General features: G+C 66.0%; 15 protein-coding genes. All 15 read right to left on the reverse strand.

What is annotated here, in order from left to right; genetic code table 11:
• Positions 1–87: 87 nt before the first annotated feature.
• On the reverse strand, positions 88–558 hold the full coding sequence (gene rpsG, locus ACLHG5_RS13090) for a 30S ribosomal protein S7 (RefSeq protein ID WP_411317306.1): 471 nt from the start codon (positions 556–558) through the stop codon (positions 88–90).
• Positions 558–932 carry a 30S ribosomal protein S12 gene (gene rpsL, locus ACLHG5_RS13095; protein WP_325517316.1) on the reverse strand — a complete coding sequence of 125 codons (375 nt, stop codon included), beginning with the start codon at positions 930–932 and terminating at the stop codon, positions 558–560. Before rpsL ends, rpsG begins: the two co-directional genes overlap by 1 nt.
• A gap of 312 nt (positions 933–1244) precedes the next feature.
• Positions 1245–1709: a DUF6121 family protein gene (locus ACLHG5_RS13100; RefSeq protein WP_411317305.1), complete on the reverse strand. Its 465-nt coding sequence runs from the start codon at positions 1707–1709 to the stop codon at positions 1245–1247.
• The gene (locus tag ACLHG5_RS13105; RefSeq protein ID WP_411319081.1) at positions 1684–2862 is read right to left on the reverse strand and encodes a hypothetical protein; all 1179 of its coding nucleotides are present in this window, start codon (positions 2860–2862) and stop codon (positions 1684–1686) included. Before ACLHG5_RS13105 ends, ACLHG5_RS13100 begins: the two co-directional genes overlap by 26 nt.
• An 86-nt stretch (positions 2863–2948) precedes the next feature.
• A complete protein-coding gene (locus ACLHG5_RS13110; RefSeq protein ID WP_411319082.1) occupies positions 2949–3749 on the reverse strand; it encodes a prepilin peptidase in 801 nt (266 codons plus the stop codon).
• A 6-nt stretch (positions 3750–3755) separates the two neighbouring features.
• Positions 3756–4394, reverse strand: a complete 639-nt coding sequence (locus tag ACLHG5_RS13115; protein WP_411319083.1) for a type 4a pilus biogenesis protein PilO — start codon at positions 4392–4394, stop codon at positions 3756–3758.
• The gene (locus ACLHG5_RS13120) at positions 4391–5137 is read right to left on the reverse strand and encodes a hypothetical protein (protein ID WP_411319084.1); all 747 of its coding nucleotides are present in this window, start codon (positions 5135–5137) and stop codon (positions 4391–4393) included. Before ACLHG5_RS13120 ends, ACLHG5_RS13115 begins: the two co-directional genes overlap by 4 nt.
• Positions 5134–6165, reverse strand: coding sequence for a type IV pilus assembly protein PilM (pilM, locus tag ACLHG5_RS13125; RefSeq protein ID WP_411319085.1), 1032 nt, complete (start codon positions 6163–6165; stop codon positions 5134–5136). Before pilM ends, ACLHG5_RS13120 begins: the two co-directional genes overlap by 4 nt.
• Positions 6166–6195: 30 nt before the next feature.
• Positions 6196–7869: a hypothetical protein gene (locus ACLHG5_RS13130; RefSeq protein WP_411319086.1), complete on the reverse strand. Its 1674-nt coding sequence runs from the start codon at positions 7867–7869 to the stop codon at positions 6196–6198.
• Entirely contained in the window at positions 7860–8459 is a 600-nt protein-coding gene (locus ACLHG5_RS13135) for a PilW family protein (protein ID WP_411319087.1), read from the reverse strand. Before ACLHG5_RS13135 ends, ACLHG5_RS13130 begins: the two co-directional genes overlap by 10 nt.
• On the reverse strand, positions 8459–8824 hold the full coding sequence (locus ACLHG5_RS13140; RefSeq protein WP_411319088.1) for a hypothetical protein: 366 nt from the start codon (positions 8822–8824) through the stop codon (positions 8459–8461). Before ACLHG5_RS13140 ends, ACLHG5_RS13135 begins: the two co-directional genes overlap by 1 nt.
• 161 nt (positions 8825–8985) lie before the next feature.
• Complete coding sequence (locus ACLHG5_RS13145; protein WP_411319089.1) at positions 8986–9420, reverse strand: type IV pilin protein; 435 nt, start codon at positions 9418–9420, stop codon at positions 8986–8988.
• A gap of 198 nt (positions 9421–9618) precedes the next feature.
• A complete protein-coding gene (locus ACLHG5_RS13150) occupies positions 9619–10845 on the reverse strand; it encodes a type II secretion system F family protein (RefSeq protein ID WP_411317295.1) in 1227 nt (408 codons plus the stop codon).
• Positions 10845–12272 (reverse strand): type IV pilus twitching motility protein PilT, encoded by a 1428-nt coding sequence (locus ACLHG5_RS13155; RefSeq protein WP_411319090.1) that lies wholly within the window; start codon positions 12270–12272, stop codon positions 10845–10847. The genes ACLHG5_RS13150 and ACLHG5_RS13155 overlap by 1 nt, the downstream gene beginning before the upstream one ends.
• 19 nt (positions 12273–12291) lie before the next feature.
• Positions 12292–13956: a GspE/PulE family protein gene (locus tag ACLHG5_RS13160; RefSeq protein WP_411319091.1), complete on the reverse strand. Its 1665-nt coding sequence runs from the start codon at positions 13954–13956 to the stop codon at positions 12292–12294.
• Between the last annotated feature and the right edge of the window lie 321 nt (positions 13957–14277).

Raw genomic sequence — 14277 nt, forward strand, 5'->3', positions numbered from 1 at the left:
TTGTGGATCTGGATGTCTGGACTGCCACACTTCCGCGCCGGTCGGCCCGAGTCACCTCGAAGCCGACCGACGCGGTGAGCGCGATAGTTACCAGCGGTAGTGCGCGAAGGCCTTGTTGGATTCGGCCATCTTGTGAGTGTCTTCACGACGCTTGACCGCGGCACCGAGGCCGTTGGACGCGTCGAGGATCTCGTTGGTGAGGCGCTCGGTCATCGTCTTCTCACGACGACCCTTCGCGTACGTGGTCAACCAGCGAAGCGCGAGAGTGTTCGCGCGGTGCGGCTTGACCTCGACGGGCACCTGATAGGTCGAGCCACCGACGCGGCGGCTCTTGACCTCGATGGTCGGACGGACGTTGTCGAGCGCCTTCTTGAGCGTGACGACGGCATCCGCACCGTTCTTCGAGGAGACTCCGGCGAGAGCGTCGTAGACGATCTTCTCGGCGAGGCCTTTCTTGCCGTCAAGAAGGATCTTGTTGACGAGCTGGCTGACGATGGGGGCTCCGTAGACCGGGTCCGCGATGACGGGACGCTTCGGTGCTGGTCCTTTACGAGGCATTACTTCTTGTCCATTTTCGCTCCGTAGCGGCTGCGAGCCTGCTTGCGGTTTTTGACTGCTTGGGTGTCGAGCGCGCCGCGCACGATCTTGTAGCGCACACCGGGGAGGTCTTTGACTCGACCGCCACGCACGAGCACCATCGAGTGCTCCTGGAGGTTGTGGCCCTCACCGGGGATGTAGGCGGTGACCTCGGTGCCGTTGCTGAGCTTGACTCGGGCGACCTTGCGCAGAGCCGAGTTCGGCTTCTTCGGGGTGGTCGTGTAGACGCGGGTGCACACGCCGCGCTGCTGGGGGTTGGCCTTGAGGGCGGGCGCCTTGGTCTTGACGACCTTGGGGCTGCGGCCCTTCCGGACCAACTGCTGAATAGTTGGCACTGATTACTCCTTGTGATGACTGCACGGTGACAGGTGTTGCTTGCATTCGACCGTGCCCGTCACCGGGTGAGTCGAGTTCAGATGGACCCACCTCGCTCTCGGCACCTTCTCTCGCGAGAGGGTCGAGCGGCGTGAATGGTGGGTATGCCGTGGGGGCTCCTGCTCCTCGTGGAGCAGCGGGCCCAACATCGATCAGTGGATCCCGTGCGCTTCTCCGTCTTTCGACGGTGCGGGCGCACGACAGAACACACCTCTGCCAACTGTAGCCCGTCGACTCGGGACGGTCAAATGTCGGCGGTGTCTCGAGCCTCGTCAGCGACGGGCGTCGAGGTGGCCCGCGACGAGGACGACGAGGCCGGCGACGACACCCGACGACAGCACGAATGGACTCACGACGTAGTTGGCGAAGAACACCGGAATGACGGCGATCTGGGTGCGCACGAGCGAGTAGACGATCGCTCCGACGGCGGGTCCGATGAGCACGGCCGCGACTCCCGCGCCGATCGCGCGGGTTCGGATCGACTGTGCGCGCGGTGCGCCGACGGCGCGTGCCACGACGGCGAGCACCGCGACGAACATGAGTGGCCCGGTGAGCGTGCCCGCATCCGCCTGGGTGATCACGTCGCGATCGAAGATCAGGCTCTCGAAGCCGTAGACGAACACGAGGAGTGCGGCGGTGAGCACGACCGCCATGACGGTGAGGATCGGGCGGGCGGGGATCGGGGATTCCGGGCCGCCCGGCCGACGGTCGTCAGGCGGAGGCGTAGCCGCGCTCATACTCCGCCCGGTGCTGGGCGGCGGCACGCTCGTATTCGTTGCGCGCCTCGATGTTCTTGGCCTTGACGCGGCGTCCGCGCGAGCTGATGGCCGCACCGATCCACATCGAGACCTCGCGAGCGACGAGCCCCGCGGCGATCACATAGGGGTTGACGGCGTAACCGACGAACCGAGCGGATGCCTGCGCCGGAGTGTCTTCGAGCACATTGTCGAGCAGCAGCTGAACCCCGATGGTGCCGAAGTAGACGAGGGCGCCGACGAAGAGGCTGCCGAGCACGAAAGCCCACCAGCTCGCGCGGTTGACGAGGAGAACGACGATGACGAACCCGACCACGAAGAAGAGAACGGGAACGTAGAACAGAGGCTCGACGAGGAAGAGCGTGAGCGCCTCGGTGACCGACTGCTGCGGTGCGGTCACGGCGACGATGAGCATCGTGACAGCCACGTAGATGGCCGCGAAGATCACGACCGAGAGCACCGCGATGAGCGAACCGAGGCCGCGGTTGCCCTTCTTCTTCGGCTCGACGGGCGGTGGGATGAACGAGCGCTGCGGCGGCTGCTGCTGCTGCTGCTGAGCGTAGGGGTTGCTCTGCGGTGGCTGCTGAGCGTAGGGGTTCGGCTGCTGCGCGTAGGGGTTCGGCTGCTGCGCAGCGGCGGGCTGAGCGGAGTAGTCGGGCTGCTGATCGCGCGCGACCGGTGCGGGCGCGCTGGCCGCGACGGGCACGGCGACGGGCGGTGGCGTCGCCGCAGACACCGGCGTGGTCTCAGAGACCGGCGTGGCCTCGGGGGCGGATGCCGTGGCCGCGGTCGTCGCCGACTCGTCGTATGCCGTGGTGTCGTAGGCGGCCGTCTCGGTCACCGCGGCCTCGTTCGCGGCGGTCTGGTTGACGGCACTGTCGTGTGCGGCCGCATCGGTCGCCGCGGCATCCTGCGCGGCGCTGTCGTCTGCGGTCGTGTCGCGTGCGGGGGCGTCATCTGTGGCAGGCGCCGGGGTGTCTCCCGGCTCGACGAAGAGCGGCGTGTCGCTGCTCGCGGGGGTGGCGTCGGTCGACGTCGTGTCGTTGGTGGTCGCGGTGCTGTCGTTCGACCGCACGGGCGGCGGCACGAGCGGGGGTGGGCCGTCTTCGGGGCGCTTGTCGTCGAATTCACTCACGGGGGCACTCCTCAGGAAAAGTCTCGGCGGCTGGTCCGTCGCCGACTTCACCCTAGCAACGGGCACCCGTTTGGGCCGTGGCTGCGCTAGGCGAGTCCGACGAGAGCGAGATATCCGGATGCGAGCGGTCTGCCGAAGAAGATTCCGAGGAACGCTCCCAGGATCATCCAGGGGCCGAACGGGATTCCCGACTTGCGGCCGGCGCGCCCGCTCGCGAGGAGCCCGAGCGAGAAGAGGCCGCCGAGGAGGAAGGCGCCGAAGGCCCCGACCGCGAGGGCGTCCCACCCGATCCACGCGAGGTGGAGGCCGATGACGAACGCGAGTTTGACGTCGCCGAGACCCATGCCTCGAGGCACGGCGAGCGCGAGAACGAGGTAGAAGACGAAGAGCGCCGCCGCGCCGATGAGGGCGCGGATGAGGGCATCCCACTCCCCCGCGAGCGCACTCGCGCCGCCCAGCAGCACGACACCCACGACCCACGACGGCAGCACGATGACGTTGGGCAGGCGACGGGTGTCGAGGTCGATGAGCGCGAGCGCCACCGAGACGGCCGCGAAGTAGAGGTAGGCGGGGAGGGCGAGAACACCGGGCGTCTCGAGCCCGAACCGCAGGGCCACGAGAACGAAGAGCACACCTGTGGCCGCCTCGACGACCGGGTAGCGCACCGAGATCGGTTCGCCGCAGTCGCGACACCGGCCACGCAACAGCACCCATCCGAGAACCGGGATGTTGTCGTGCCAGCGGATGCGGTGGCCGCACCGGGGGCACGCGCTCGGCGGGCGGCTGAGCGATTCGCCGCGGGGAACACGCCAGATGACGACGTTGAGGAAGGAGCCGATCGCGAGCCCGAGGAGCCCGATGACGACGAGGAGGTATGCGGCGAGCACGGGTCGTCAGTCGGCGGGCGCGGCGTCGGCCGGGGTTTCGCTGGCGACGTCCTCGTCGATCGCCGTCGCGCCCGCCGAACCACGCACAACGAAGAGGTGTCCGGTGACGGTGCCTGCCGCCCCGTCCCCGCTCGAGAACGTGACGTTCGTCACGAGGGTAAGCCGCGTCGACTCCTGCACGGCGGCGGTGAAGTCGAGGATCTGCTGCGGGGAGCCTTCGAGGCTGATGGTGATGGGGATCGTGAACGTGCCGGTCGCGGCCACCGTGGGGTCCGCGGGCGCGGCGTCCCCCTCTGCTTCGCTCGCGTAGGCGAGCGCTTCGGAGGCCGTGAAGCCCGTCAGCGCCACGCCTGCGTCACTCGCGAGGCCCACGATGTCGTCGAGGAACACATCGAAGTCTTGACGAGGCGGGATCTGCGATTCGAGTTCGGAGAGCTGATCTTCGAGCACGTCCATGTTCTCGAACTGGTCGCGCAGCTGGATGAGCGCGATCTCTTGAGCAGCGTTCTGCTGCTCGACCCCCTCTTTCTCGGCCCTCGCCTCATCCGCGGCCGTGACCTGGGGCGAGATTCCGAGCAGCCACCCGAGTGCGACGATCGCAACGATGAGAAGTGACGCGCCGATGAGCCAAATGCGTTCGGTCATTCGCCGTCCTCGCTTTCGGCCGCGGGCTCGACAGCGCCCTCGACAGGTGCATCCGCGCCGTCAGACGTGGCATCGTCGGGCTCCCCGCCTTCGGAATCCGCGCCGAAGCGGCCAGACAGGGCGTCGGCGTCGACGGTCACGGCGATGGTCGTCGAGTAGACACCGTCGGCGTAGGTGAGGATGTCGGGGGTCGCGTCGGTGAAGCCGGTGAGCGCCGACATCCGCCTCACGAGGTCGGTGACGTCGATGACCGAGGCGCTTTCGAAGACGATGCTCATTCGGGCGACGTGCGCGTAGCGCAGCGGGCCGGCGGGCACGAGTTCTGCCTCCCACGGCGCTCTCGAGGTGAGGGTTCCTGACGACAGCGTCACGCCGTCGGGCAGGTAGCTCACGATCTGGTCGGTGAGGTCTCCCCACAGCACCTCGGTCGAGACGGCCAGGGTGCGAGCGTCGCTCACGGTCGACACGAGTCCCGCGATCGTCGTCGCGTCGGCGTAGAGCAGTTGCTCGGCGAGCAGCTGGGCGGTGCGCTCCTGTTCTGCGGCGAGCTCCATCTGGGCCGAAGCCGTTCGCAGGGTCGCGGCGGCATAGGTTCCCCCGACCGCGGCGAGCGCCGACACGACGGCGATCGCGAGCATCTGCCTCGTGCGCCGTGACTTCGCGCGAGCGTGCACTTCGGGAGGGAGGAGGTCTGCGCGCGGCACTCCCCCGAGCACGAGGGCGGTGTTCGTCTTCTTGCTCATGCTGTTCCCCCCGCGACCAGGCTGTATGCCGTGAGCATGCCGTCTCCGCTGTTCGCCGCACCGCGGTCGGTGCGTGCACCGGCGAGCGCGTCGGGACGCTCGACCGGCACCGAGGCGAGCTCGGTGAGCGCGTCGCCGAGACCGAGCATCTGCGCACCTCCGCCCGACAGCAGGATGCGCTGCAGGGGGTTGCCGGGTTTGGTGTTCGTATAGAAGGTGAGCGTGTTGCGGATGCTCGTGAGCAGTTCTCCGACCGTCTCGTAGACGATCTCGAGAGCGAGTCGGCGCTCGGGCGGCACCACGCCGGCGCCGAGGCCCATCTCGCGTTTGATTGCTTCGGCTTCCGGGGCGCTGATCTCGAGTCGACTCGCGAGCGCCCGTGTCGTGTCGTCGCTTCCTGCGGCGATGATGCGCACGAACTGCGGCACGCCGTCGAGCACGATGACGACGTTGGTCGTGTTTGCGCCGATGCTCACGACCGCGGAGAGGCCGGACACCGTCGCGGGCGCGAGACTGCGGGCGAGCGCGAACGGGATGAGGTCGACTCCGACGGGGGTGAGCCCCGCTCCCGTGACCGCGGAGATGTTGGAGGTGACCGCCTCCTTGATCGCAGCGACGAGCAGGCCCCTCACAACGGGTCCGTTCTCGTCCTGCGCCTCGGAGATGGGGTAGAAGTCGAGCAGCGTCTCTTCGACGGGCACGGGCAGCATGTCTTGCACGTGGAAGGGCAGCGCCTCGCGGATCTGCGCGAGCGGGGTGCGGGGCATCTGCAGGTCGCGACTGAGAACACGCGGCCCACCCATGCCGATCACGACGTTCTTGCTCGAGAATTTGCCCGTCGACCAGAGTCGCTTGATCGACTCGGTGACGGCGGATGCCTCGATCACCTCGCCGCGCCTCACCGACCCCTCGGGGAGCGGCATCTCGTGCTGTCGCACAATCGTCGGCTTCGCTTTTCCGGCCTTCTTCACTTCGACGGCGCGCACGCTCGTCGCTCCGATGTCGATGCCGACGACGTTCGCGCTCATTGGACTCTCTCGATTGACAATGCTGCGCCGTCACTCATCAGACAGATCACGGACTGAGGTCGGCTGCCGGTAGGTGGATGCCCCGGCAGGGGGCTCTTCGCCGGCTCCTTCAGAGAGGTTGACTCCGGGGAGTCCGATGGGCACATAGTTCAGGGTGATGCTTCCGTGCATGACAACTTCCTTCGCGTACATCTGGCCTCGCCACGTCGTGCTCGAGTTATGAATCACACATGGCGTGTACACGAGGGCGGCTACGGACGTGGAGATTCTGAAGCCCGAACTGAAGACGAAGTTACTCCCGGGGCACGTTCCCGGGGGGCTCCCATCCTTCACCTCGTCGGGCGAGATGAACCACAGCTTCTTCGAGTCTGACGTTCGCGAACTCCAGACGTTCGAACCTCCGTCGAAGCCTTTCGCGAAGATTACGAGGTCGCTCGTGAGTTTGGGGTTCTCCGGGAAATACATGCTGACTTGACACGCGCGCGCATCCAATATCACCGGTCTGGGCGAAGCGAGGGCCTGGCGAAGCTTGGCGATTCCCGGGCTTCCCTCCCACGACCAGTTACAGTCGGTCGACGCAACCGATATCACTGCGTAGGGAAGTCCGTCCGACGCGATCCACTTGCTCGGGTCGTAACCAAAATCAACCCACTCAGGCACAGGTGGACGACTGGGAACGACTAGCCCTGTCCGCCCAAAGGTGCCCACCCCGCCGAGGCGCGAGGCGGACTTGAGCGTGCTCACTACTTGCGCCGAGGTGCAGGACGCACAGGTCTCCAAGTAGAGCGTGCCTGCGACGGTGAGGTCTCCCCCAATTCGAGTCGTCCCGGTCATGCGAGACGAGCCTCCGGTCGGGCCGGCAACGATGTCGCCAGTAACCGTTCCCCTCACATGAACGGGGCCCGCGGTGATGACGTCGCCACCAATCGTGGACCCCTGATTGTCCTGCTTGAAGCTCAGGCCACTTGCGACCCCAGCTGCGATGACAGTCCCCCCGACACTGCCCGTGCTCTCGATTGTGACCGCACCTGCAGCGATGAGGTCGCCCTCGATCCGACAGTCCCCACTCAGGGTCGCTCCACCGGTGTCGACAGTCACGCTCCCCCTAATGAAGGTGTTTCCCGCGCAGATGAAGTTGCCGTTCTTATACGTCACGCCTGGCACGTTTCCGTCCACCGGGTTCAAGGTGAACCCGTTCATCGAAACGCCGCTCGAGTGGTTATAGACGGCTGGTCCGGACGCGTTGAGTGACTCTTCTTTCTCTACCGCGAATATCGCTTCGACTACCGAGACATCGTTACCCGCGCTGGTCACACCGCTCGATTGCGCCGTTCCAGACGACTTCAGTCTCACCTCTGTCGCTTGGACCGTCGGACAACCGTCAAGCCACTCGCCGCCGTCGGTCACCCGATAGGTCACGACGACGGAGTACTCGGGGTCGGCCCCGGAGTACGTCCCTCCCGTGCAGTTGCCTGTCATGAGTTGCGACTGGGCCTTGGCAAGGCCCGCCTCGGCCGCAGCTTGCGATTGCATACCGGCGCGAGTGAACGAGGTGAAGCCCACCGCGCTGGTGACCGAGGCGAGGATGAGCGACGTCACGATGAGACCGAGCACCATCACACCGATTACGGCAACGAGCGCGGCTCCTTCGTCGCGGCGCCGTGTTATCGCCTCAGCGAAGTTCGAACGGATGCTCAAAAGCACGCTCCACCATCCTGTCCGGGTGTTCTCTGACTGACTTCGCTGCGAATGAAAGATTTCGGGGCGTCTTCAGACGTGATCCCCATGTCGATCACCACGGTTCTATTAGAGGCCGCGAAAATTCTGCCTCCCACGACTTTCGGCGTCACGCCGCTCAGCAGGAGCGTCCAGCCGTCGGTGGTGCCCGTCGCCGACGGATCGCTGATTGCAGCGGCAGAACTCCGCTGCCAGAGCTTGCCCCCACCAGCCGGGGCGTAATACCAGGCCGTGCAGCGCCAGTCCAATACTTCTTCTCCCCCGGCAGTCCGGGCTCGAAGCAATTCATTCGCGCCGCTCGTCGTCAATTCGAAAGCCGAAGCGTTGCGCACACCCGAGTCGAGGGATGACACGGCCACCTGAAGCTCGGTCGTCGACGTTGTTGAGTGGCGGACTTCCTGCTCCACCCTGTTCGAGCTGAGGTAGATACTCACCACGATGGTGACGACGATGGAGAGCAGCAAGCTGTAGACGAGCAATTCGATGAGAGTGAATCCACGCTCATCACCCATCGCGTCACGACCACGGTCGCGTCCGTCTTCGAGCGTCACGTTCATCAGTTGGCCGCAACGACGAGGATCAACGTCGTCGCCTCCGCGAGGAGGCTGTCGGCGTCGTCCGCCCGCGACACCTCGACACTCAACCGCACGGTGTTGGGGTAGCTCATCGAGCAGGTACCTGTTTCTGCCACCGTCTCGATGACGTACGACACTCCGCGTGCGTCTGCCGCGGCGTCGGTGGTGGTAGTTCCTGTCCGCAGCTCCAGACCCTCGCAGGTGTCGACGCGGCCCGCCTCTTCCATCTCGCGCTGCACGTACTGCGTCGCTGTCGCCAATGTTGCGTTGGTCACCGAAAGCTTCATTCCCTGGACCAGAAGGGGCAGGAACGCCAGGGCGAGGATGCCGAGGATGAACATGGCCACAACGATCTCCGCGAGTCCCATGCCCTCTTCGTTTGAGGCGACTTGCTCGTGTGCAGTGCTAGCCATGCGATTGAGCCCCCTCGGATCGGATGTCGGGTGGTGGAACGTGAAGTGGGGCGCCGCGTCAGCGGCGCCCCACGAGTGTCACCAATGTGACGAGATCACTCCGGAGTTACGGGCTCCACTGCGCCACATTCTGCTTCGGCGACGCCCGAGTCGTCGGTGATGCTGAAGACGGTGTCAGTCTCGGATGTTGCTTCGAGGCAGAACCCATCCGAGGACGCGCTGTCAATGATCAGCTCGACTCCCTCAGTGCCCTCGTATCCGTAGTCGTCGAGGTCTCCGACGGTCGTCGTGTATTCACCGTTGTTCGACGTGGCGTACGACACGAGAGCAACCTTCGCGCTGCCGAGGTCGGACTTCGCTGCGCCGTCGCGCGCCTGGTTCTGCTGCCCGAGGAACGCGGGGATCGCGATGGCCGCGAGGATGCCGATGATGAGCACGACGACGAGGAGCTCGATGAGGGTGAATCCCTTGTCTTCGTTCTTGAGTGCGTCGCGCTTGGCTGCCATCGACTTGTGGATTGCTGTGATCATGATGCGTGTTTTCCTGTCCGTCCAAAGTGAGTGGAGAGGAGGTCCCCCGTGTCGTTTCGACCCCCGCAGACCATGTTTCGCTACGGCCGCCATCCTGGGAATCACCCGAACGGGGGGACTTGGCCGAAAACGCACCCCCATTGCGAGGGGTACAGAAGTTGCCAGAAGGGGTACGCCCCGGCGACACGCGCGGGAGGGTCAGCCGACCTGCTCGAAGATGGAGAACACGGGCATGTAGAGCGCCACGATCATGCCGCCGATTACCACACCGATGACCCCGATCATGAGCGGCTCGATGAGCGCCGTGAGTTGCTCGGTCGTCGACTGCACCTCGTCGTCGTAGAAGTCGGCGATCTTGTGCAGCATCTGTTCGAGCGCGCCCGAATCCTCGCCGACGGCGATCATCTGCGTGACCATCGACGGGAACATCGGCTCCTCGGCGAGCGGTTCGGCGATCGTCCTGCCCGAACGCACCGACTCGGCGACATTCTGCAGGGCCTTCTCGATGACCCAGTTGCCCGACGTGTCGCCGACGATCGCGAGCGACTGCAGCACGGGCACACCCGACCCCGTCATGGTCGCGAAGTTGCGCGTGAACCGGGCGATCGCCACCTTGCTGAAGAGGTCGCCGAAGACGGGCATCTTGAGGCGCCACGGGTCGACGATGCTGCGCACCCGATCGGTGTTCTTGTTCTTGCGCCACCAGAAGACGAACGCGACGATGAGCACGACGAGCAGCGGGCCGAGCCACACCATCGCCTTCGAGAGCACGACGAGAACCTGGGTCGGCAACGGCAGCTCGCCACCGAGGTCGGCGAACATCTGCTCGAACACGGGCACGATGAAGATGAGCATGCCGATGACCGCCACGACGGCCATCATGAGCACGACCACGGGATACGTGAGCGCCGACTTGATGGTCGCCCGCAGTTTGACGTCGGATTCGAACGTCGCGGCGACCGACTCGAGCGCCTGGTCGAGGAAACCGCCGGTCTCCCCCGCCTTGACGAGGTGCACCATGAGCGGCGGGAAGACCTGCTTGTGCTTGCCGAGCGACTCGGAGAGCGACGACCCGCCCTCCACCTGCCCGCGCACCGCCACGAGGGTTTTGGCGAGAGTCTTGTTCTCGGTCTGCGCGGCGAGGATGGAGATGGCACGCAGGAGCGAGAGTCCCGCCGACATCATCGTCGCGAGTTGACGACTCATGACCGCGAGGTCTTTGAGCCCCACTTGCTTCTCGAAGGCGCCGAGGGAGATCTCCCGGTTGAGGCCCGTGCCGGCCTCGTCGATCGACACCGGCGTGAGGCCCATCGTGCGCAGTCGCGAGACCACGACGCTCTCGCTTGCGGCATCAATTTTGCCTTTCACGAGCTTGCCGCTCGCATCCCGACCCTTGTAGCTGAACGACTGGACGGTGACCGTCATCAGTAGCCCGCCCCGAGGTCGTGGTTGAACCCTGCGGAGCCGAGCGACGAGCCGCCCATGCCGCCGCCCGCACCGCCGCCCGACGGCGACCGTCTCACGAGCTGGGCGAAACTCGCGGTGTCGCTCACCTTCTCGATCGCAGCCTCGTGGGTCACCTCTCCCGAGTTGACGAGGTCGGCGAGGTGGTTGTCCATGGTCTGCATGCCGATGCTGCGCCCGGCCTGAAGCGCCGAAGGGATCTGGAAGGTCTTGCCCTCGCGGATGAGGTTCGCGATCGCGGGTGTCGACACCATGATCTCGGTCGCCACGACACGGCCCTTGCCGCTCGCCTTCTTCACGAGCGTTTGGCAGATGACCCCCTGCAGCGTCGCGGAGAGCTGCGTGCGCACTTGCCCCTGCTGGTGGGGAGGGAACACGTCGATGACGCGGTCGATCGTCTGCGACGCCGATTGCGTGTGCAGGGTCGCGAACACGAGGTGGCCGGTCTCGGCGGCTGTGAGCGCCACCGAGATGGTCTCGAGGTCGCGGAGCTCGCCGATGAGGATGACGTCGGGGTCTTGCCGCAACACGTGCTTGAGCGCGTTTGCGAAACTGTGGGTGTCGTTGCCGACCTCGCGCTGGTTGACGACCGACTTGTGGTTCTGGTGCAAGAACTCGATCGGATCTTCGACCGTCATGATGTGGTCGGCCCGCGTGCGGTTGACGAGGTCGACGAGCCCCGCGAGCGTCGTCGACTTGCCCGACCCGGTCGGGCCCGTCACGAGCACGAGCCCGCGTGGCAGCTCGGCGAACTGGGCGACGGCATCCGGAACACCCAGATCTTTGAGCTGCTTGATCTCGGTGGGGATGAGACGGAACGCGGCACCCATCGCGTCGCGCTGCTGGTAGAAGTTCACGCGGAATCGCGCGTTGACCGAGAGGGTGAACGCGAAGTCGAGCTCGAGCTCCTCGTCGAAGGTCGCCGCTTGCGCCGGGGTCAGGATGCTGCGGAGAGCCGACGTGACCTTCTCGCGGGTCCACACCGGGGTGTCGGGGAGAGGCGTGAGCCCGCCGTCGACGCGGAGCATGGGCGGCGCTTTGACCGTCACGTGGAGGTCCGACGCCTTGAGTCGCAGCACCTCTTCGAGCGCGAACAGCAGGTCGGGGTCGGGAGTCGAACTCGAGCCGCGGGGGCGTCGGGGCGCATCGACGCCCGGGTCGATCGTCGACGGTGTCGTCGGGCGGTCGTAGTCGGGGTCGAGCCGAGGAGCCGGCGCCGGAGCCGCCGCGCCGCGCGGTGCTTCGGCGAACGAGCCGGGGGCGGGCACCGTGGGCGCACCGCGCTCGACCGTCGACTGCTCGGCAGCCCTCGCCGCCTGCTGCGACACCTCCCACAGGTCGCCCTGGCCCCCGCCGGTGACCGGAATCTCGTAGATCGGATTCGTCATTCGTGCTCCCCCCGCGTGGTCACGCCACGACCCTCAGAATCTCTTCGATCGATGTGTGCCCGAGCTTGGCCTTGGCCCAGCCGTCTTCGCGGAGCGTCAGCATCCCCTGTGACCGCGCGACCGCGCCGATCTCGGCACTCGACGCCCTCGCGACGGCGAGGCGCTCGATGTCTTCGGTCACGAGCATGACCTCGTGGATGGCGATGCGCCCGCGGTAGCCCGTGTTGGAGCAGTGCGTGCATCCGACCGGTCGGTAGAGCACGGGCGGAGGCGCCGCGGGGTCGAACCCGACCCGGAGGTTGAGCAACTCGCCGGCATCGTGCTGGTAGGCACCCTTGCAGCGACTGCACAAGCGTCGCGCGAGTCGCTGCGCGACGACACAGTCGAGGGCCGAGCCGACGAGAAACGGCTCGATGTTCATCTCGGTGAGTCGCGTCACAGCGCTCGGGGCGTCGTTGGTGTGCAGGGTCGAGAGCACGAGGTGGCCCGTGAGTGACGCCTCGATGGCGATCTGCGCGGTCTCGTGGTCGCGGATCTCACCGAGCAGCACGACGTCGGGGTCGGATCGCAGGATCGACCTCAGCGCGCTCGCGAAGGTGAGCCCCGCTTTGGGGTTCACTTGCACCTGGTTGATGCCCGGCATCCGGTATTCCACCGGGTCTTCGACCGTGATGACGTTGATCTCGGGGCGCGAGACGGTGTGGAGCGTCGTGTAGAGCGTGGTCGACTTGCCCGACCCTGTCGGGCCCGTGACGAGGATCATGCCGTAGGGCTTCGTGTACGAGCTCCGGAACGCTTCGGCGTTGTAGTCGAGCAGACCGAGGTCGCTGAGCTTCATGTCCGACTCGGCGTTGTCGAGGATGCGCATGACGATCTTCTCGCCCCACACGGTCGGCAGGGTCGCGACCCGCAGGTCGATCGTGCGGCTCGCGTGACGGATCGACATCCGACCGTCTTGGGGGCGCCGGCGCTCCGAGATGTCGATGTCGCTCATGATCTTGAGCCTCGAGATCACACCGTTCTGAATCGATTTGGGTGCACGTTGCATCTCGTGCAGCACACCGTCGATGCGATAGCGCACGCGCAGGTCGTGCTCGCTCGGTTCGATGTGGATGTCTGAAGCCCGGTCTTGGATCGCCTGACTCACGATGAGGTTCACGAACCGCACGATCGGGGCGTCGTCGTCTGCGGTCTCCCCCATCGAGAGTTCGGTCTCGGCCGGAGTCGAGTCCTCTTCGATCGCCGAGGTGAGGTCGCTCAGCTCGCCGTCGGCGCGGTGGAAGCGGTCGATCGCGGCGAGGAGGTCGCCGCGTTCGGCGACCACGGGAGTGATGTTCATGCGTGCCGCCGAGCGCACGTCGTCGAGAGCGAAGACGTTGCCGGGGTCGACCATCGCGAGGGTCAGGCGGTCGGATTCGATCGCGATCGGGAGCACCCCGTAGCGACGGCAGACGGCGGCGGGCACGAGCGAGATCGCCATGCGATCGACGGCGTACTCCGTCAATTCGACGAACGGCAACCGGAGCTTCTCCGCGAGGGCAGACGCGAACTGGAGTTCGGTGACAACCCCGCTGTCGACGAGAGCGCGCACGGCGGCCATCTCGTCTTCGTCGCGACGAAGCGTGTCGAGGTGTTCGATCGGCAGGACGCCGCGCACGATGAGAATGTCGGTCAGATTGGCCACGGAACCCCCCTCCGGGCACATCGGGCGGCACGCAGCTTGACGATGCGGCACGGCAGTAGGCCGACCCCGTCCCCGGCCAGCGTGCTCAGTCAATCCCATCGAGCATGGCCCGACCAGTCCCCCGTGCGGGGGCTGCTCTGCCGCACGCACCTGTGGGGAGAATGGGAGCACCGGCGTCTGGCCTGGTCTGCGGATGGGGACTTCTCCCCATGGTGTGTGGTGTGGTGCGACCGTAGGGTCATCGTGGAGGTGGTGCGACCGTGGGAATGATGTTGCCGAACGAGCTCGTCTGGGTCATGGAAAAACTCGGATTCGAGTGGC

The sequence above is a fragment of the Marisediminicola sp. LYQ85 genome, assembly GCF_046600695.1.
Lineage (GTDB): Bacteria > Actinomycetota > Actinomycetes > Actinomycetales > Microbacteriaceae > Marisediminicola.